Genomic DNA, 18,698 nt, shown 5'->3' with positions numbered 1-18,698 from the left:
CTTTTTTTATCGGGACAATCGAGTTGTTCGACATTTTTATAACTCATAGAATCCCAAAAAATATTTGCGCTGACGATTTTTTATCGTAAGGGAATGCATCGTTGCGAATATGAATATTATGTTCATTTAAGAGCGATGTTTGTAGTTGATGAATTTGTTTTTTTGTAAATGGTTTGTGAGATGTATAACTAAATACGTTTTCAACACGTAAATGTAACATATCTGGTGCGACGCTTGAAATAACAGTCGCTTCTTTAACTTTTAACGTAATATCAAATTGTCCATTTGAAACGACGAGTAATTCGTCGACTTCTCCAGGATTTTCTATGGCGTCTTCAAATAACACGACGATATTTGCAGACGTATAGTAGCGTGATAACGTTGGATGTGGCGTGGATTCCACAACAATCATCCTTTCTTAGTGAATACTTAAAGTACAGTATAGAGGTTTTTAAATAGAAAATCGATTAAAATGGTCATTCAGAGTGAAATAGTTGACTTTCAAAACTTACTACAATATAGTAAGTTACGAAAAGTAACAACATAAAATGATATAGAAATGAGAGACACGCCATGGATATGACACAAACAAACTTACAAATGATCAAAGAAAAAATGACTTTTGTGCCACTAGATCAATTGAACAAACTATGCATCGTAGGTCCTGTGAAATTGCCGATCAAACAAGGTAATTTTGAAGCGACATTCAATTGGTACTGCTGGACAAAAGTATCGACACAGTGGACGAAAGAACAAGTGGTAGACCATTTAAACACAATGAACTTAGCGTTCGGTCAACAATCATCTGTACTCGTGTACGGAGACTTTGAAAAGACAGAAGATGCACTCGTACGTATGCACAGTATTTGTCATACAGGTGATATTTTCGGTAGTCAGCGTTGTGATTGTGGATACCAGTTGCATGAATCGATGAAAATGATTGTCGATCACGGTGCAGGGGCTATTTTCTATGTAGCAGACCACGAAGGACGCGGTATTGGCTTGTTTTCAAAATCAATGGCGTATTTATTACAACAAGAAGGACTAGATACGGTCGAAGCGAACCATGCGCTTGGCTTTGAAGATGATATACGTTCATATGAAGAACCACTTAAAGTGTTAGAACAATTACGTAAAAAACCAGTGACGCTTATTACGAACAATCCTAAAAAATTAGCAGCACTTGAACAACACGGTTTATCGACACACGGTCACGTGCCTTTATGGGGCGGTGAAACGGATACGAATCATCGTTATTTAGAAACGAAACGTGAAAAATCAGGTCATATTCGATAAATTGTTTAGGGGGCTTCACAATGATAAAAACTGATGAATATTACATGCAACTCGCTTTAGACTTAGCGGTGAGTGCGAAGGGGAATACGAATCCGAACCCGATGGTCGGGGCTGTCATCGTTCAAAACGGTGTAATTGTCGGAACAGGTCTACATCGCAAAGCAGGTGAGCCACATGCGGAAGTACATGCGTTTCGTATGGCAGGTGAGCATGCGAAAGGTGCAACGTTATACGTTACACTTGAACCGTGTTCACATTATGGGAAAACACCACCTTGTGCGAATCTAGTGAAAGAATCGGGTGTAAAACGCGTCGTTATTGCGATGGAAGATCCGAATCCAAGCGTAGCTGGTCGAGGAGTCAAATTACTTCGCGATGCAGGTATTGAAGTAGAAGTAGGTATTTTAGAAGCGCAAGCATATAAATTAAACGAGCGATTCATTCATAATATGTTAACGAGCCGTCCATTTGTTGTGAGTAAATACGCGATGACAGCAGATGGGAAAATTGCGGTATCAAATGGAGATTCTCGTTGGGTGACAGGTGATGATGCACGCGAAGATGTTCATGAATATCGTCATGAAATGGATGGTATTTTAGTCGGGATTGGGACGGTGTTAGCCGACGATCCATCATTAACGACGAGACTCGTGTCGAAAGAAGGTAAAAATCCGATTCGTATTATTTTAGATCGTCAATTGCGTACGCCGTTGCATGCAAAAGTAGCGCAGACGGCAGATGCGAAAACGATTATTGTGACGGCTGAAGATGCGGCAATTGAAAAAGCACAAGCGTTGCAAGCGCAAGGTGTAGAAATTTTACGCGTAGCGACAACAGAAGGACAATTACATTTAGAAGAAATGCTAGATGCTCTTTATACGAGAGGTATTACAGATATTTTAGTTGAGGGTGGGGCAGCAGTTCATGCATCATTTTTCCGCCAACACCTCGTACAGAAAGTATTGATTTACATGGCACCTAAAATTATCGGAGGAGCCCATAGCTTATCTCCTGTAAGCGGTCCAGACGTGGAAGCGATGTCTGCAGCACTTGAATTTGAATACGACGCTGTAGATGTGATTGGAAACGATTTAAGAATCGTCGCGTACCCGAAAAAATAGGAGGCTTTATCGTGAAAAGAATGACTGATGTATGTATTGTCGGAGCAGGACCTGCTGGGGCAATGCTTGCATTTTTACTCGTTCGCAAAGGATTGGATGTTACGTTACTTGAAAGTAGTAAAACACTCGGAAAAGCGTTCAGAGGCGAACATATTAATGAACATGGTGAAGCGTTACTTAAACGCTACGGATTGTTTGGAAATCTAGATGATTCGATGATGCTTCCGATGAAGAAACTTGAAAATTGGAAAGATGGCATATGTTACGAAACAATTAAACCAGATCCTGCTATTGGTCACTTAGGCATTCATGTGCCACAGCGCCATTTACTAGCTGCTATTTTAAAACCCATTCAGCACAATCCAAACTTTCATTTATGTGTAGAAACGAAAATGATTCGTTTAGAAGGACAGACTGTTTATGCACGTCATGAAGGGGTTGAAGTGGCAATTGAAAGTAAATTAGTCGTCGGCGCAGATGGACGATACTCAACCGTACGTAAATGCGCTAATATCGGGTATAAAACGTGGACACACGGTTATGATTTATTGTGGGCACGTATTGAAAAGCCAAAAGACTGGGAACCGATGATTCATATGGCATTAGTCGACGGGAAACAGTTGGCATTATTTACGCAAGCAGAAAATCGAATTCAGATTGGTTGGAATATTGATAAAGGAAGTTTTCCAAGTTTACGGAAGACGGATTTTAGTCAATTTATTCAGCGACTAATTGATGCATTTCCAGTATTGGAGACGCAAATTCATCAGTCGATTCAGTCGTGGAAAGATTTTGTGCTGTTGGATGTACATAGTTCTTATGCGGATGTATGGGGAAGAGATGGTGTTGTATTATTAGGTGATGCAGCACATACGATGGCGCCAACAGGTGCTTTCGGTTTGAATAGTGCGTTAATTGATGCGGAATATTTAGCGACATTGCTAGAGGAAGATGGTTCAATTGATAACGAAGCTATTGCCCAGTTTGAAAGACAGCGTGCAGATCGAATTCATGCACTACAAAAACAACAATTAGAAGAAGAACAACATTTCGCTTTGCAATTTGAAGTGTAGTGGAGGGGAATATTATGCGATTTGGATTCGATATAGACGATACGTTAATTGATTTACGTCGACATGCTTTTCACTTATACAATGCCTATTTTCAAACGACGTTAACAGAAGAAGTATTTGAAAATATTCAGCGTGTGGAAATTCATGAACCGTTTGGTTTAACGGATGCAGAAGGGTACGAGATGTGGAAAAGTCAGCTCGAAAAAATTTATTTCACAAATTGTCCGATTTTTGAAGGGGCAAAAGAAATGTTACAGCAACTAGTGCAAGAAGGCCACGAAGTGTTTTACATTACAGCACGTCCGAAAGAATATTGTGAAGCTTCTCGTGAATGGATGGAAAAACAAGGATTTCCAGTAGCGGAGGGGCATTTTTTTTGCGGCATGGCAGATGATGAAAAAATCGCGACGATCCAATCGTTGCAGTTAGATGCTTACGTAGATGACAAACCGACCGTTTTACGTACGTTGTCAAACGTTGCGACAAAAGCGATTATTCGAGATCAACCATATAATAAAGATGAGAATTGGACGCGTTTAACGAGCTGGTTACAGTTTAACGAGCTGGTTACAGTTTAAAGAGATGATTTAGTTAGGATAGAAAACGCATAGATTGATAAAAGTCTATGCGTTTTTGCGTATGAAAAAAGAAGGGATGCTCAAGCATCCCTTCTTTTCGTTTGTTGGTCTTTATAGAGGAATCATAGTTGGTCCAAAACTGTGATTGCGTCGTACATATAATAAAATTTTACGTCATGAAATTCAAGCGTTTTGACGTGAATGTTCAGGAAATGAACAAAAAACACATTTTATTCGTCTCGATTAGAATTGTAAGTGTTTCGCAATATATGCTTGTACTTCTGTAATTGGCATACGTACTTGTTCCATAGAATCACGGTGACGAACAGTAACTTGACCATCTTCTTTAGAATCAAAATCATATGTGATACAGAATGGTGTACCGATTTCATCTTGACGACGGTAACGTTTACCGATTGATTGCGATTCGTCGTAATCTACTGGGAAAGCTTTACGCAATTCAGCCCAAACACCGTGTGCTTCTTCTGATAATTTTTTAGATAATGGAAGAACAGCTGCTTTGAATGGGGCAAGCGCTGGGTGGAAGCGAAGAACTTTACGAGAATCGCCGCCTTCTAATTCTTCTTCATCGTAAGCATCACATAAGAAAGCAAGTGTTACACGGTCAGCACCTAATGAAGGTTCGATACAATAAGGTACGTAGCGTTCATTCGATACAGGATCAATGTAAGTAAAATCTTCACCAGAATGTTCCATGTGGCGTTTAAGGTCGAAGTCTGTACGAGAAGCTACACCCCAAAGTTCACCCCAACCGAATGGGAAGCGGAATTCGATGTCTGTTGTAGCATTTGAGTAGTGAGAAAGTTCTTCTTCACCGTGGTCACGTAAACGCATAGAATCTTCGTGCATGTTTAAGTTTAATAACCAGTTTTTACAAAATTCTTTCCAGTAAGCGTGCCATTCTAATTCAGTTCCTGGTTTACAGAAAAATTCAAGTTCCATTTGTTCGAATTCACGTGTACGGAAGGTAAAGTTCCCTGGTGTGATTTCGTTACGGAAAGATTTACCTACTTGACCGATACCGAATGGTGTACGTAAACGCATAGAACGTTGTACATTTTTAAAGTTTACGAAAATACCTTGTGCTGTTTCAGGACGTAAGAAGATTTCATTTGTAGAGTCTTCTGTTACACCTTGGAACGTTTTGAACATTAAGTTGAATTGGCGAATATCTGTGAAGTCATTGGCACCACAATCTGGGCAGTGGACGTCTAGTTCAACCATTTTTTCTTTCATTTGTTCAAAAGTCATACCGTCGACAACGATTTCATTGCCTGTTTTTTCAAGTGAAGCATCTTCAATTAATTTATCTGCACGGTGGCGAGATTTACAAGATTTACAATCGATCATTGGGTCGTTGAAGTTTCCTACGTGACCTGATGCTACCCAAGTTTTAGGGTTCATTAAAATTGCTGCATCTAAACCAACATTGTATTCAGATTCTTGGATGAATTTTGCCCACCATGCTTTTTTCACGTTGTTTTTTAATTCAACGCCTAGGGGACCGTAATCCCACGTGTTTGCTAAACCACCATAAATGTCTGAGCCTGGGAAGACAAAGCCACGGTGTTTTGCTAAACTAACTACATTTTCCATTGTTTTTTCTGCCATTTGAAAAACCTCCAGTAAAAAGAATAAAAGCACCCGTCCCCGGGCAACTTTTTGCCCGGGGACGAGTGCTCAATATGCGCCCGCGGTTCCACCCCGATTGATTTTCTCTATTATATAGAAGAAAATCCACTTTCTAACTGTTAGCTCCTGAGTGCCCTTTTCGTATGTTGTGTAGTCTCTCACTGTCACTACTCGCTTATTGGCACATACTACTTATTTCTCAATCATCGCCTTATATCGTTTGAAACATTGTACCATGCAATAGTTTTCTTCGCAATATCGAATGAAATAGTATATACTTATTAAGAATAAAGTATATAACATTTGGGGCGGTGAGCATGATCGAACTGAATAAACGTCAAGAAGAAATAGTGGAAATTGTTAAGGGCAATGGTCCTATTACAGGGGAACAAATTGCGGAACGACTTTCCTTAACGAGAGCGACGTTGCGTCCAGACCTTGCAATCTTAACGATGGCGGGTTTTTTAGATGCGCGTCCACGTGTCGGCTATTTTTATTCTGGTAAACAGACAGGGCAAGCAGTAATGGAAAGTATGACAAATATGAAAGTGAAAGATTTTCAATCGATTCCGATTGTCGTCGGTGAAAACATATCTGTCTACGATGCAATTTGCCAAATGTTCCTAGAGGATGTTGGAACGTTATTTGTCGTAGATAAAAACTCATACTTAACAGGCGTTTTATCTCGTAAAGATTTGTTGAGAACAGCAATTGGAAGTCAAGATTTAAATCATATTCCCGTACATATTATTATGACGAGAATGCCTAATATTGCCTATTGTTTCAAAACGGATGGGTTAATTCAAGCGGCAAATAAATTGATTGAAAGACAGATTGATGCTTTACCGGTTGTCATTGAACATACAGACGGTTTAGAAGTAATTGGCCGTTTAACAAAAACGAATATTACGCGAGCATTTTTATCACTCGCTGAAAATCATGATTTGTGAGGTGACATCATTTTATGGAAAAAATTACGGTATTTATTATATCTGACTCAGTCGGAGAAACAGGGGAACTTGTTGCGAAAGCAGCTATTAGCCAATTCCGACCTGGCATGCAAGATGTTGCTTTACAAAGATTCCCCCATGTTGAAAATCAAGAACAATTAAATGAAATCATTCAGCTTGCTGTTGAGCAAAAAGCGATGATTATGTATACATTAGTAAAAGAAGAAATGCGTTCATTTATGGACGAAACATGTCTACAAAAGAATGTATTGAAAGTTGATTTAATGGGTCCGACGATGGATATGTTTTCAAAAGCTCTTCAAATCGAACCGATTGAAGAAGCGGGTTTAGTACGCAAACTAGATGACGATTATTTCAAAAAAATTGAAGCAATCGAGTTTGCTGTTAAATATGATGATGGACGAGATCCGAGAGGCTTATTAAAAGCAGATATCGTTTTAGTCGGTATTTCTCGTACGTCTAAAACGCCATTGTCTCAATTTTTAGCGCATAAACGCTTGAAAGTGGCGAACGTCCCACTCGTACCAGAAGTCGAACCACCAGAGGAACTATTTTTAGTTCCACCGGAAAAATGTTTCGGACTTGTGATTTCGCCTGATAAATTAAATCACATTCGAAAAGAACGATTAATTGCGTTAGGTTTAAGTGACAATGCGAGCTATGCAAAAGTAGAACGAATCGATGAAGAAATTAAACATTTCCACAATATCGTTGAACGAATCGGGTGTCCTATAATTGACGTAACGAATAAAGCGGTCGAAGAGACGGCCAACGATATTTTACATCGTTTAAAATAAACTTTCAGTCCCTCATATAGTTGGGGGATTTTTTAGTTCGAGTACGTAAAAACAATATAGCAAAATGGTTCGCCATGTTTTATAATAAAGAATTGTGGTAAAAATAAAATAAAAGTATGATTAAGGGATTTATTTTTTGAAAAAAGAAGGACTTTTCCTCTTTTGTATCGAATAAAGAGTAAGAGAAAGTAAATAAAGATGGTGATAGTATGGCACAAAGAATTCCAGAAGAGACGATTGAACAAATTCGTTCACAGTCGGATATCGTAGACGTCATTGGTGAATACATGCAATTGACGAAGCGCGGACGCAACTATTTCGGCTTATGCCCATTTCATGGTGAACAAACACCATCTTTTTCCGTTTCAGTAGATAAACAAATTTTTCACTGTTTTGGATGTGGCGCAGGAGGAAATGCCATTACTTTTTTAATGGATATTGACAATCTTTCCTTTCAAGAAGCTGTTGCAAAACTAGGTGAAAAAGCAGGTATTGAAGTAGATGTAGCAGAACATCAACACCATCATCATGTAGTAGAAAATGTAAGTCCTGCAGAACAAAAAATGTTAGAAGCACATGCGTTTTGTGGTGAGTATTACAAACATTTATTACTGAATACAGAAGATGGGGAACAGGCACTTCAGTATTTAGAAAATCGTGGCTTTACGAGAGAAATGATCGAGGCATATGGCATCGGTTATGCATTACCTAATTGGGATTCATTAACGACGTTACTTAGTCGTAAAGGTTTCGATTTGGAAATGATGGCAGAGGCTGGTCTTATTATTCGTAAAGAAGATGGAACAGGCTATTTTGATCGATTTAGGCATCGTGTGATGTTTCCGATTCGTGATGAAACTTCGAAAATCATCGCTTTTTCGGGTCGAATTATTGACCAATCCGGTGAAAATGCTAAGTATATGAATAGCCCAGAATCGCCTATTTTTCATAAAGGGAAAGTGCTTTACAATTTAGACCAGGCAAGACCGGTCATTCGTAAAAAACGGAAAATTGTGTTGTTTGAAGGGTTTATGGACGTTCTGAGTGCGAAGAAGGCCGAGGTTCATAACGGTGTTGCATCGATGGGAACAGCATTAACAATTGAACAAATCCAAAAATTAAAACGTTTATCAAATGAAATTATTATTTGTTACGATGGGGATAATGCAGGATGGGAAGCGGCAAAAAGAGCCGCAGACTTACTGAAAGCAGAAAAATTCTCAATTGAAGTAGCACTCTTACCAAATGGGTTAGATCCAGACGATTATATACGTCAATTTGGAGCACAGCTGTTTCAAGATAAAATTATCGGGGAACCACTTGATTTAACGAGTTTCATGTTAACGTACTCTAAACGACATAAAAATTTTCAATATGCGACAGATATTGAACAATATATAGAGGAAGCGATTAGCTATATTGCTGTAGACGCTTCTATCGTAAAACGTGAGTTATACATGAAACAGTTAGCACAAGAAACAGGCGTGTCTGAAGAAACATTAGCTGTACAGTTACGTCATAAAGCACAGCAACAACAAAGCAGACAATCTACAGAGCCTCAAAACGTGGCTGTTCAGATGCCTAAAATGACACGGAAGTTAACGGCGATTGACCGGGCAGAGCGATTAATTTTAGCGATGATGCTCGACAATCGTGATCGCGTATATGCTTTTCAACAAGAGGAAGAGCAAATTCCATTTGTGAGAGAAGAGTATAAAGCAATTTTTAACGAATTAGTTGATTTTTATGAGCAACATGAACAAGCTGACTTTCATCGATTTGCAGAAGGGTTGGAAGATCGTAACTTACGTAAAATCATTATGGAAGCCGCGCTCGTTGATCGAGATCCAGACCATGCTGAAGAAGAATGGTCAGATTGTATACGCCAAGTAGATAAATATAAAATTCAACAACTAATTGCACAACGCAAACAAGAATTAAAAGAAGCAGAGAAATCACATGATTTCATTCGTACGCTCAAAATTTCGCAAGAAGTAATTGAGCTAACGAGATCTTTAGCGTATTTGTAGCTAAAGATGTTATGAAGGAGGAATACACCTAATGGCAGAAAAGTCGAAACGTACAACAAAAAGCAAAGTAAAACCTAAAGTAGAACATGAACATACTTTAGAGGAAATGAAAAAAAGCTTGCTTGAAGCAGGTAAAAAAAATGGTGAATTAACATACGCAGAAATTGCAGATAAATTGCAAACGTATGAAATGGAAGCGGATCAAGTAGAAGAATTTATCGATAAACTTGAAGCAAACAATATTGAGTTAAATGGGGATAAAGATTCCGATTTAGAACCACTGTTAAAAGAAGCAGAAGAAACGTTTGACTTGAATGATTTAAGCGTGCCACCAGGTGTTAAAATCAATGATCCCGTTCGTATGTATTTAAAAGAAATCGGTCGTGTTGATTTACTTTCTGCTGAACAAGAAATTTCACTTGCAGAACGTATTGAAAAAGGCGACGATGAAGCACGTAAACGTTTAGCAGAAGCGAACTTACGTCTAGTAGTTAGTATTGCAAAACGTTATGTCGGTCGCGGTATGTTATTCCTTGATTTAATTCAAGAAGGGAATATGGGTTTAATTAAAGCGGTAGAAAAATTTGACTACCGTAAAGGGTTCAAATTTTCAACATATGCAACGTGGTGGATTCGTCAAGCAATCACACGTGCGATTGCTGACCAAGCACGTACAATTCGTATCCCAGTACACATGGTTGAAACGATTAATAAATTAATTCGTGTACAACGACAATTACTACAAGATTTAGGTCGCGAACCGACTCCAGAAGAAATCGGAGAAGAAATGGACCTAACTCCTGAAAAAGTACGCGAAATCTTAAAAATCGCACAAGAACCTGTGTCATTAGAAACACCAATCGGTGAAGAAGACGATTCACATTTAGGCGATTTCATCGAAGATTCAGAAGCACAATCACCAGCAGACCATGCAGCATATGAGCTGTTAAAAGAACAACTTGAAGATGTGTTAGATACATTAACAGACCGTGAAGAAAACGTATTACGTTTACGCTTTGGTTTAGATGATGGTCGTACACGTACGTTAGAAGAAGTAGGGAAAGTATTCGGTGTAACACGTGAGCGTATTCGTCAAATTGAAGCGAAAGCACTTCGTAAATTACGTCACCCTTCTCGTAGTAAACGTCTAAAAGACTTCTTAGAATAAGCTACTCTTTTTTAATAAAATAGTTATTTGACCTCATAATCTATAGGATTGTGAGGTTTTTTGATAGTATATGACTGATGAAGCATTTCTAATAATTCTTTTGGTGTAAAAAATAAATGGGTTATATGAAACTATATACCTTTTATTCCCTATATCATGTACAATATGGATACAGATGGGAGATGGATGTCGTGCAACAAGAGAAAAAGGCATTTTAATTAAAGAAATTACGTTTTGGAAGATGAACAAATTGTTGCCAGAACATTACTGTGATTTTTTACTTACGTTGTATACTGGAGGGGATGAAGTTCATACAGAGTCGAATGAAGAACGTGCACGTGTACACATTCTTCCGAAAGACTGGATTTTTTCATTATTAGGTGCAATTTTCGCTATTCTAATGATTGTCGCGATGTATGTGTTAAGTACGAAATACATGTTCATACCTATTTTGTTAAGTGTAGCAGCGATTATTGGCATATTGTATGTGGCGTTTCGAAAAACGACAGGACAAACGATGCGAGCAATTACGTATGCAGTGGCAGCATTGCTATTACTAGCTGTTTCTGTTCGTTTGACAATGTTACTTGCAGAAGGAAATGATTTAGCGTTGTATAGCGTACTTATTGCGAACTGTGTCTTATGGCTCGTAACAGGAACGAAAATGAAACTGTTATTTTTCACGATTTCAGGCTACTTAGGTTTAGTCGTCATTATTTTATTTGGTTTTTTCTTATAAAAGCGAAGAAACTTCAATTGGTGCAACAATTGAATGGGAATCGTTCGGTATGTGTAGACGCATTGTGAAGGATGCGTCTTTTTTTATGACATAAAACCGATGTCTTTCTCGTCTTTTTTCTATGAAAATACGTCATTTTTCGATACAATAATTGAGAAGGGAGGGCACATCGTTTATGAATGCCCAAAAATTATCAAAACGTTTAGCAACTGTCGCTGCTTATGTTCCACAAAATGCAGTCGTTGCAGACATTGGTTCAGACCATGCTTATTTACCTTGTTACTTAGTGAAACGAGGTCATGTACAAAAAGCCATCGCAGGAGAAGTCGTCAAAGGTCCATACGAATCTGCCTGTCATGAAGTACAAAAAGAATTATTACAAAGTCAAATTACCGTTCGTTTAGCAAATGGTTTATTAGCAATTGAAAAAGAAGATGGCGTCACAGCTATTACAATTGCTGGAATGGGCGGTCCTTTGATCGCATCGATTTTAAATGCTGCCCCTGAAAGATTAGCGGGTGTAGAGCGTTTAATTTTACAACCGAATATTCATGCCATCGCTATTCGAGAATGGGCGGTTGCTAATAACTTTGCCATTATAGATGAGACGATTATCGAAGAAGACGGCAAAATATACGAAATTCTCGTATTAGAACGCGGTCATCAACCATTGAATGAGATGGAATTGTTAGTCGGTCCGAAATTGATGCTTGAGAAAAATGACGTGTTCGTTAAAAAATGGACACATGAAATGAAACAATGGCATCATGTGTTAGAACATATGGAAAAAGCAGAACAAACGACAGAAATTATACAAAAGAAACAACAGCTTCAACAAAAAATTGACGCTGTTAAGGAGTTGTTCATATAAATATGAAGCAAACAAATGGTCAACAAATCATTCAGATTTTTGAAAGTTGGTCTCCGAAAAAAATAGCTGCAATGGATGGGGATCCGATTGGTTTAGCAGTCGGTACGTTGAATAAACCGGTATCGAAAGTTCTCGTAACGTTAGACGTGACGATGGAGGTTGTACAAGAAGCAATCGCAAAGCAATGTGAATTAATTATTGCACATCATCCACCTATTTTCCGCAAATTAGCCAACTTACGTACTGATACACCACAAGGAAAGCTTTTTGAAACATTAATTAAACACGATATTGCCGTGTATGCAGCGCATACGAATTTAGATGTAGCCGATGGCGGCGTAAATGATTTATTAGCAGATGCTTTGAAGTTGCAACAATGTGAAGTACTCGTACCGAGCTATTTTGAAGCACTTTATAAACTCGCTGTATACGTACCGAAAAGTCATGCAGATGCATTACGTCAAGCTTTGGCCGGGGCCGGCGCGGGACAGTTAGGAAATTATGATAATTGTAGCTTTACAACAGAAGGTGTCGGACGTTTTAAAGCGCTAGAGCAAGCGAATCCTCATAGTGGAAAAATCGGCCGCTTACATATGGAAGCGGAAGAAAAAGTAGAAGTAGTTGTCCCAGAATCAAGTAAAAACAAAGTGCTTCGTAGTATGCACCAAACACATCCATACGAAGAAGTAGCATTTGATTTGTTTTTACTTGATACACCTGCCAAAACGATGGGGCTCGGTAGAATCGGGAAGTTAGAACAACCGATGACATTGAAACAATTTGCAGAGCATGTGAAAGAAAATTTCCACGTACCTGCAGTTCGTGTCGTGGGCGATTTGACAGATGAAGTACGAAAAGTAGCTGTACTCGGCGGGGATGGAAATAAATACATCCAATCTGCGAAACGAGCAGGAGCAGATGTTTACGTAACGGGCGACCTTTATTTTCACGTTGCGCAAGATGCTGAAGCGATTGGACTACATGTTGTAGATCCAGGTCATCATGTTGAAAGTGTGATGAAAAAAGGCGTCGCAGAAAAAATGGTGACTTTATGTGAAGAACAACGTCTCGCTGTAGAGTTTATGCCGTCTACACTTTCTACAGAACCATTTCAATTTCTTTAATTAAAAAAAGGAAGCCTTGTATTTAAAGGCTTCCTTTTTGGTTCTTTTATGATCGATTTTAATATGGTTCAATACGATCGACTGGTTTTGGTTCTTTAATTTTCGGTAAAATTTTACTTAATGTAACTGTACGTTCAATAATATGTGTAGCAGGGTCATTCTCTTCGTACTGCTCTAAAAATTTAATCACTTCTTTAACGATAGGTGTTGGTGTAGAAGCACCAGCCGTTACAGCAACAGTTTCAATACCTTGCAACCAGTCTAATTGTAGCTCTGATAAATCAGAAATACGATAAGACGTCGTACCTGCGATTTCTTCTGATACTTGTGTTAAACGATTTGAATTATTACTACGTGGATCCCCAACAACGATTAGTAAATCTGCTTCACCAGCTTGATTTGCGACAGCTTCTTGTCGTACTTGCGTTGCAAGACAAATTTCTTCGTGTACTTGAATCGTTGGATATTTCAATTTTAATGTTTCCATTAAGCTCACAACGTCCCATTGACTCATCGTCGTTTGGTTTGTCACGAGTAATTTATCGTTTGTTAAATGAAGCTCTTCAATATCCGCTACATTTTGAACGAGGTGAACGTGTTCAGGTGCGACGCCGATTGCGCCTTCTGGTTCAGGGTGATTTTTTTACCGATATAAATAATATCGTAGCCTTCTTTTGTTTTTTCAGCGATTAAATCATGTGTCACTGTCACATCGGGGCACGTTGCATCGATGGACACTAATCCTTTTTGACGCGCTAGTTCGCGAACTTCTGGTGAAACACCGTGTGCGGTAAAAATAACCGTACCACTTTCAACTTTTTGTAATATTTCCATGCGGTTCGGTCCATCTAAAGTAATGATACCATCTTCTTCAAAGGCATCTGTTACGTGTTTGTTATGAACGATCATCCCTAAAATGAAAATTGGTCTAGGTAATGTTTTGTCGAGTGCTGCGTTACGAGCGATGACCATCGCATCAACGACACCGTAGCAGTATCCACGCGGGGTAATTTTTTTAACTTGCATATATAAGAAACTCCTTTCGAATTGGGAGAAATCATACTTTTTTCTAACCCATTCTTCTTTTCTATTATATCGAACGTTTTTACGTTATACAAAGTTTTCGAAAATAAGATTTTATTGACGAAAATCAAAGAAAAAATAGAGAATACACAAATGGATAATACAATCAAATCATGTTACAATGAAGGAATGAAGTAAGGAGTGACGAAATGTCAAAGTACACAGATTATCAATTCAAGCCATTTTTGCGTGAAGCTATTGCAAAATTAGGTTTCACAGAACCAACACCGATTCAAAAAGAAATGATTCCTTTAATTTTAAAAGGTAAAAGTGCAATCGGACAGGCGCATACAGGTACAGGGAAAACACATAGTTTCTTAATCCCAATCGTACAACGTATCGTAGAAACAAAACAAGAAGTACAAGCTGTTGTAACAGCACCAACTCGTGAATTAGCAACTCAAATTCATGCGGAACTAACAAAATTAGTAGAAGGTACAGAAATCCAAACGAAATTATTCATTGGTGGTACAGATAAACAACGCTCAATCGATAAACTAAAAACACAACCTCAAATCGTCGTAGGTACGCCAGGACGTATTCGTGATTTAGTGAACGAGCAAGCGTTGCTTGTGCATACAGTATCTATGCTCGTAGTAGATGAAGCCGATTTAGCATTCGACTTAGGTTTCATTGAAGAAATCGACCAATTTGCTGGTCAAATGCCTGACGACTTAGAAATGTACGTATTCTCTGCGACTGTGCCAGAAAGTTTACAACCTTTCTTACGCAAATATATGACGGCGCCAATTCATATTGAAATGAATGACAAACGTCCTGTTGCAGAAAACTTGGATTTTTATTTAATTCCAACACGTTCTAAATCGAAAAATGAAAAATTAGTAGAGATTGTGAAAGCAATTAATCCGTATTTAGCGATTATTTTCGTGAATACACGTAAACAAGCTGATTACGTTGCGAACTACTTATCACATAACGGCGTTAAAGCCGGACGTATTCACGGTGATTTAACACCTCGTGAACGTAAAAAAATGATGAAACAAGTACGCGACCTTGAATACCAATATATCGTTGCAACAGATTTAGCTGCACGTGGTATTGATATTCCGGGCGTATCTCACGTCATCAACTATGAACTACCTACAGATTTAGAATTCTTCGTTCACCGTGTCGGTCGTACAGCTCGTGCCGGTAATAAAGGTTTAGCTATTACTATTTTTGAACCTTCAGAAGAAGCTCGTATTGTAGAAGTAGAAAAATTCGGTATTACCTTCCAACCTAAAGATATTAAAAATGGTGAGATTGTTAATATGAAAGAACGTCATTTACGTGAGAAACGTGAACGTAAAGAGAACGAAATCGATCGTATTGCGAAATCTAAAGTTCGTAAACCGAAAAAAGTAAAACCAGGTTACAAACGTAATATGCGTTGGGAAATGGATAAAGTGAAAAAAGCGGAACGTCGTAAACGTCGCCGCCAACGCTAATCTTTGAACAACAAAAAAGGTTTTTTCATTATGAAAAAACCTTTTTTTATGAGGAGGAATTTTTATGTTAATCGGATCACACGTATCTATGAGTGGGAAAGAGATGCTTTTAGGTTCTAGTAAAGAAGCAGCTTCATACAATGCAACGACGATGATGGTATACACAGGTGCACCACAAAACACGCGTCGAAAAGATATTTCAGAATTAAACATTGCAAAAGGTCAATTCCATATGGAAGAACACGGTATTGAAAATTTAGTCGTACATGCCCCGTACATTATTAATTTAGCAAACACGACAAAACCTTCTGTGTTCGAATTAGGCGTAGAATTTTTGCAAAAAGAGATTGAACGTTCAGCAGCATTAGGCGCTAAACAAATCGTCCTACATCCAGGTGCGCACGTAGGTGCAGGTGCTGAAGTAGGGATTCAACGTATTATTGAAGGATTAAATGAAGTGCTAACGGTTGATGCACCTGTTCAAATTGCATTAGAAACAATGGCTGGTAAAGGGTCAGAATGTGGTCGTACATTTGAAGAGTTAGCGGCTATTTTTGACGGTGTGCATAATAATGATCGTTTATCTGTTTGCTTTGATACGTGTCATACGCATGATGCAGGATACGATATCGTAACAGATTTAGACGGTGTTCTTGCAGAATTTGAACATTATATCGGCTTGAAAAACATTAAAGTCCTTCATATTAACGATAGTAAAAATGAACGTGGGGCTCATAAGGACCGTCACGAAAATATTGGCTTTGGTCATATTGGTTTTGACGCACTTCATCAAATCGTTCATCACGAAGCATTTGAAAACGTGCCGAAAATTTTAGAAACTCCATGGGTTGGGGAAGATAAAAAAATAAAAAAGCACCTTATTTATACGAAATTGAAATGCTTCGTACAGGCATATTTAAAAAAGAATTAATTGATGCGCTAAGAGGCTAGTCTATTTTGAAAAAAACTCGAAGTCCTATAGGATTTCGAGTTTTTTTATTGGATTTCTTCTATTATAAATCAGCGTACGTACAACTTTTTATAAGACAAGAAGTTTTACTTTACAATAGTCTAAATGTCCGTTATACTAAATCTTTGTAAATCGTAATGATTCTGAATTAGAAAGAAGCGAAGTATATGAGTAAGCAACCCTTGATCGAGTTGCAAAATATTTCATTTCAATATGAACAAACAAAAGTATTGAAAGACCTCTCCATGTCGGTTGAGCAAGGCGACTATATCGCGCTGCTCGGACCGAATGGCTCAGGGAAATCAACACTTCTTAAAATAATATTAGGGCTCTTAAAGCCAACAGAAGGAAAAATTCGACTTTTCGGAGAAACGGCTTCTAAATTTAAAAATAGAGAATGGATTGGTTACGTTTCTCAAAAATCAAATGCATTTAACGGTGGATTCCCAGCGACAGTAAAAGAAGTCGTTGCGAGTGGCTTAACGAAAAAGCTCGGGTTGTTCAAACGCCGTGCAGCAAATCAAGAACAGTTGATTGATGAAGCGCTTGAAGCGGTAGATATGCGCTCCTTTAAAAATCGCAATATCGGAGAATTATCGGGTGGACAACAACAACGTGTTTTCATTGCAAGAGCATTGATTTCTAAACCGAAAATGCTTATTTTAGATGAACCAACAGTCGGCATTGACCGAGAAAATGTTGCGATCTTTTACGCGCTAATGGAAAAACTAAATCGTGAACTTCATATGACACTCATTCTCGTGACACATGATTTAAATGTCATTGAAAAAGATATTACGAAAGTAGCGTGTCTCAATGGGAAAATACATTACTTCGGCTCGAAAGAAGGGTACGAAGCGTTAACGAAAGAAGAAATAAGCACATGGTATAGTTATTCTGTGCAACAGGAGGGAACGAGATGATTTCTTCCATTTTCCAATATGATTTTTTACAAAATGCCTTTTTATCAGGTATGGTAATAGGTTTATTAGCACCACTTCTTGGCGTGTTTATCGTCGTACGAAGATTATCTCTCATTGCAGATGCGTTGAGCCATGTGACGCTTGCAGGGATTGCAGGTAGCTTATATTTATCACAGACGTTCGTTGGACTTGCGACGTTGAATCCACTTTATTTAGGAATTGGTTCAGCGGTTCTCGGATCGGTACTTATTGAAAAGTTACGCGTCGTGTACAAACACTTTTCAGAGCTTGCGATTCCGATTATTATGTCTGCGGGATTAGGATTAAGTGCTATTTTTATTTCACTAGCACAAGGGTTTTCAACGGATTTATTTAGTTATTTATTCGGCTCTGTCTCAGCAGTGAGCCGCCAAGATTTATGGATTGTTATAGGCATCGCCTTGATCGTTTGTTTATTTATATTTGCTTTTTATAAAGAGCTATTCGTGTCTTCTTTTGACGGAGATTACGCACGAGCAAGTGGGTTGAAAACGAAGCATATTCAAATGCTCTTTATGATTATTACAGCACTTGTTATTGCAGCGAGTATGCGTATCGTCGGCATTTTACTCGTATCGTCTTTAATTACGTTGCCAGTTGCTGCTGCGATGAGAGTAGCGAAAAGTTTTAAACATATGGTGATTTATTCTATGGTATTCGGTGAAATATCCGTTATTGTTGGACTTGTAAGTGCGTTTTATTTAGATTTAGCACCAGGCGGTACGATTGTCATAACGTCCATTATTATTTTATTAGTTGTCATGTTAATCAATAAGTTGAAAACGTCTAAAGTGAGCTAGAAAAATTGGAAGGA

At 38.3% G+C, this 18,698-nt stretch carries 16 protein-coding genes and 2 pseudogenes; 15 read left to right on the top strand and 3 right to left on the bottom strand.

Features of this window, described 5'->3' with window-relative positions:
• Window positions 1–43: 43 nt before the first annotated feature.
• Window positions 44–412: a hypothetical protein gene (locus tag KSHG_RS05960; RefSeq protein ID WP_407635301.1), complete on the bottom strand. Its 369-nt coding sequence runs from the start codon at window positions 410–412 to the stop codon at window positions 44–46.
• Between the two features lie 161 nt (window positions 413–573).
• On the opposite strand from KSHG_RS05960, the gene KSHG_RS05955 reads away from it, so the two are divergent.
• The 4 genes from KSHG_RS05955 to KSHG_RS05940 are packed head-to-tail and all read left to right on the top strand — an operon-like array spanning window position 574 to window position 4,068.
• Complete coding sequence (locus tag KSHG_RS05955) at window positions 574–1,296, top strand: GTP cyclohydrolase II (protein ID WP_010303364.1); 723 nt, start codon at window positions 574–576, stop codon at window positions 1,294–1,296.
• 20 nt (window positions 1,297–1,316) lie between these two features.
• Window positions 1,317–2,417 (top strand): bifunctional diaminohydroxyphosphoribosylaminopyrimidine deaminase/5-amino-6-(5-phosphoribosylamino)uracil reductase RibD, encoded by a 1,101-nt coding sequence (ribD, locus tag KSHG_RS05950; RefSeq protein WP_010303360.1) that lies wholly within the window; start codon window positions 1,317–1,319, stop codon window positions 2,415–2,417.
• Window positions 2,418–2,428: 11 nt separating this feature from the next.
• Window positions 2,429–3,490 (top strand): FAD-dependent monooxygenase, encoded by a 1,062-nt coding sequence (locus KSHG_RS05945; protein ID WP_010303354.1) that lies wholly within the window; start codon window positions 2,429–2,431, stop codon window positions 3,488–3,490.
• 14 nt (window positions 3,491–3,504) lie between these two features.
• On the top strand, window positions 3,505–4,068 hold the full coding sequence (locus KSHG_RS05940) for a 5' nucleotidase, NT5C type (RefSeq protein WP_010303350.1): 564 nt from the start codon (window positions 3,505–3,507) through the stop codon (window positions 4,066–4,068).
• A 243-nt stretch (window positions 4,069–4,311) separates the two neighbouring features.
• Here the strand turns inward: KSHG_RS05940 and KSHG_RS05935 are convergent, their stop codons facing one another.
• Window positions 4,312–5,700 carry a glycine--tRNA ligase gene (locus KSHG_RS05935; RefSeq protein ID WP_010303347.1) on the bottom strand — a complete coding sequence of 463 codons (1,389 nt, stop codon included), beginning with the start codon at window positions 5,698–5,700 and terminating at the stop codon, window positions 4,312–4,314.
• Between the two features lie 332 nt (window positions 5,701–6,032).
• Here KSHG_RS05935 and KSHG_RS05930 point away from each other — a divergent pair, with 332 nt between their 5' ends.
• From KSHG_RS05930 to KSHG_RS05900, 7 genes are all read left to right on the top strand, one after another.
• Window positions 6,033–6,671 (top strand): helix-turn-helix transcriptional regulator, encoded by a 639-nt coding sequence (locus tag KSHG_RS05930; protein ID WP_010303343.1) that lies wholly within the window; start codon window positions 6,033–6,035, stop codon window positions 6,669–6,671.
• Between the two features lie 14 nt (window positions 6,672–6,685).
• Window positions 6,686–7,489, top strand: coding sequence for a pyruvate, water dikinase regulatory protein (locus tag KSHG_RS05925; RefSeq protein ID WP_010303338.1), 804 nt, complete (start codon window positions 6,686–6,688; stop codon window positions 7,487–7,489).
• Between the two features lie 209 nt (window positions 7,490–7,698).
• Window positions 7,699–9,519, top strand: coding sequence for a DNA primase (dnaG, locus tag KSHG_RS05920; protein WP_010303334.1), 1,821 nt, complete (start codon window positions 7,699–7,701; stop codon window positions 9,517–9,519).
• A 31-nt stretch (window positions 9,520–9,550) separates the two neighbouring features.
• Window positions 9,551–10,687 carry an RNA polymerase sigma factor RpoD gene (gene rpoD / locus KSHG_RS05915; RefSeq protein WP_010303331.1) on the top strand — a complete coding sequence of 379 codons (1,137 nt, stop codon included), beginning with the start codon at window positions 9,551–9,553 and terminating at the stop codon, window positions 10,685–10,687.
• Between the two features lie 175 nt (window positions 10,688–10,862).
• On the top strand, window positions 10,863–11,426 hold the full coding sequence (locus KSHG_RS05910; RefSeq protein ID WP_010303328.1) for a hypothetical protein: 564 nt from the start codon (window positions 10,863–10,865) through the stop codon (window positions 11,424–11,426).
• 175 nt (window positions 11,427–11,601) lie between these two features.
• Window positions 11,602–12,297 (top strand): tRNA (adenine(22)-N(1))-methyltransferase, encoded by a 696-nt coding sequence (locus KSHG_RS05905; protein WP_010303324.1) that lies wholly within the window; start codon window positions 11,602–11,604, stop codon window positions 12,295–12,297.
• A gap of 2 nt (window positions 12,298–12,299) precedes the next feature.
• Window positions 12,300–13,421: a Nif3-like dinuclear metal center hexameric protein gene (locus KSHG_RS05900; RefSeq protein WP_010303321.1), complete on the top strand. Its 1,122-nt coding sequence runs from the start codon at window positions 12,300–12,302 to the stop codon at window positions 13,419–13,421.
• 58 nt (window positions 13,422–13,479) lie between these two features.
• On the opposite strand, the pseudogene KSHG_RS16245 reads toward KSHG_RS05900, so the two are convergent.
• Window positions 13,480–14,447, bottom strand: a pseudogene (locus KSHG_RS16245) (4-hydroxy-3-methylbut-2-enyl diphosphate reductase).
• Between the two features lie 206 nt (window positions 14,448–14,653).
• On the opposite strand from KSHG_RS16245, the gene KSHG_RS05890 reads away from it, so the two are divergent.
• From KSHG_RS05890 to KSHG_RS05875, 4 genes and pseudogenes are all read left to right on the top strand, one after another.
• The gene (locus KSHG_RS05890) at window positions 14,654–15,952 is read left to right on the top strand and encodes a DEAD/DEAH box helicase (RefSeq protein WP_010303317.1); all 1,299 of its coding nucleotides are present in this window, start codon (window positions 14,654–14,656) and stop codon (window positions 15,950–15,952) included.
• Window positions 15,953–16,016: 64 nt separating this feature from the next.
• Window positions 16,017–16,903, top strand: a pseudogene (locus KSHG_RS05885) (deoxyribonuclease IV).
• A 186-nt stretch (window positions 16,904–17,089) separates the two neighbouring features.
• Window positions 17,090–17,845, top strand: a complete 756-nt coding sequence (locus KSHG_RS05880) for a metal ABC transporter ATP-binding protein (RefSeq protein WP_010303306.1) — start codon at window positions 17,090–17,092, stop codon at window positions 17,843–17,845.
• The gene (locus KSHG_RS05875) at window positions 17,842–18,684 is read left to right on the top strand and encodes a metal ABC transporter permease (RefSeq protein ID WP_010303302.1); all 843 of its coding nucleotides are present in this window, start codon (window positions 17,842–17,844) and stop codon (window positions 18,682–18,684) included. The genes KSHG_RS05880 and KSHG_RS05875 overlap by 4 nt, the downstream gene beginning before the upstream one ends.
• The last annotated feature ends 14 nt before the right edge of the window (window positions 18,685–18,698 follow it).

Source organism: Kurthia senegalensis, assembly GCF_000285595.1.
GTDB lineage: Bacteria > Bacillota > Bacilli > Bacillales_A > Planococcaceae > Kurthia > Kurthia senegalensis.
The sequence above is the reverse complement of the archived record's forward strand: the minus strand, read 5'-3'. Positions and strand labels throughout refer to the sequence as shown.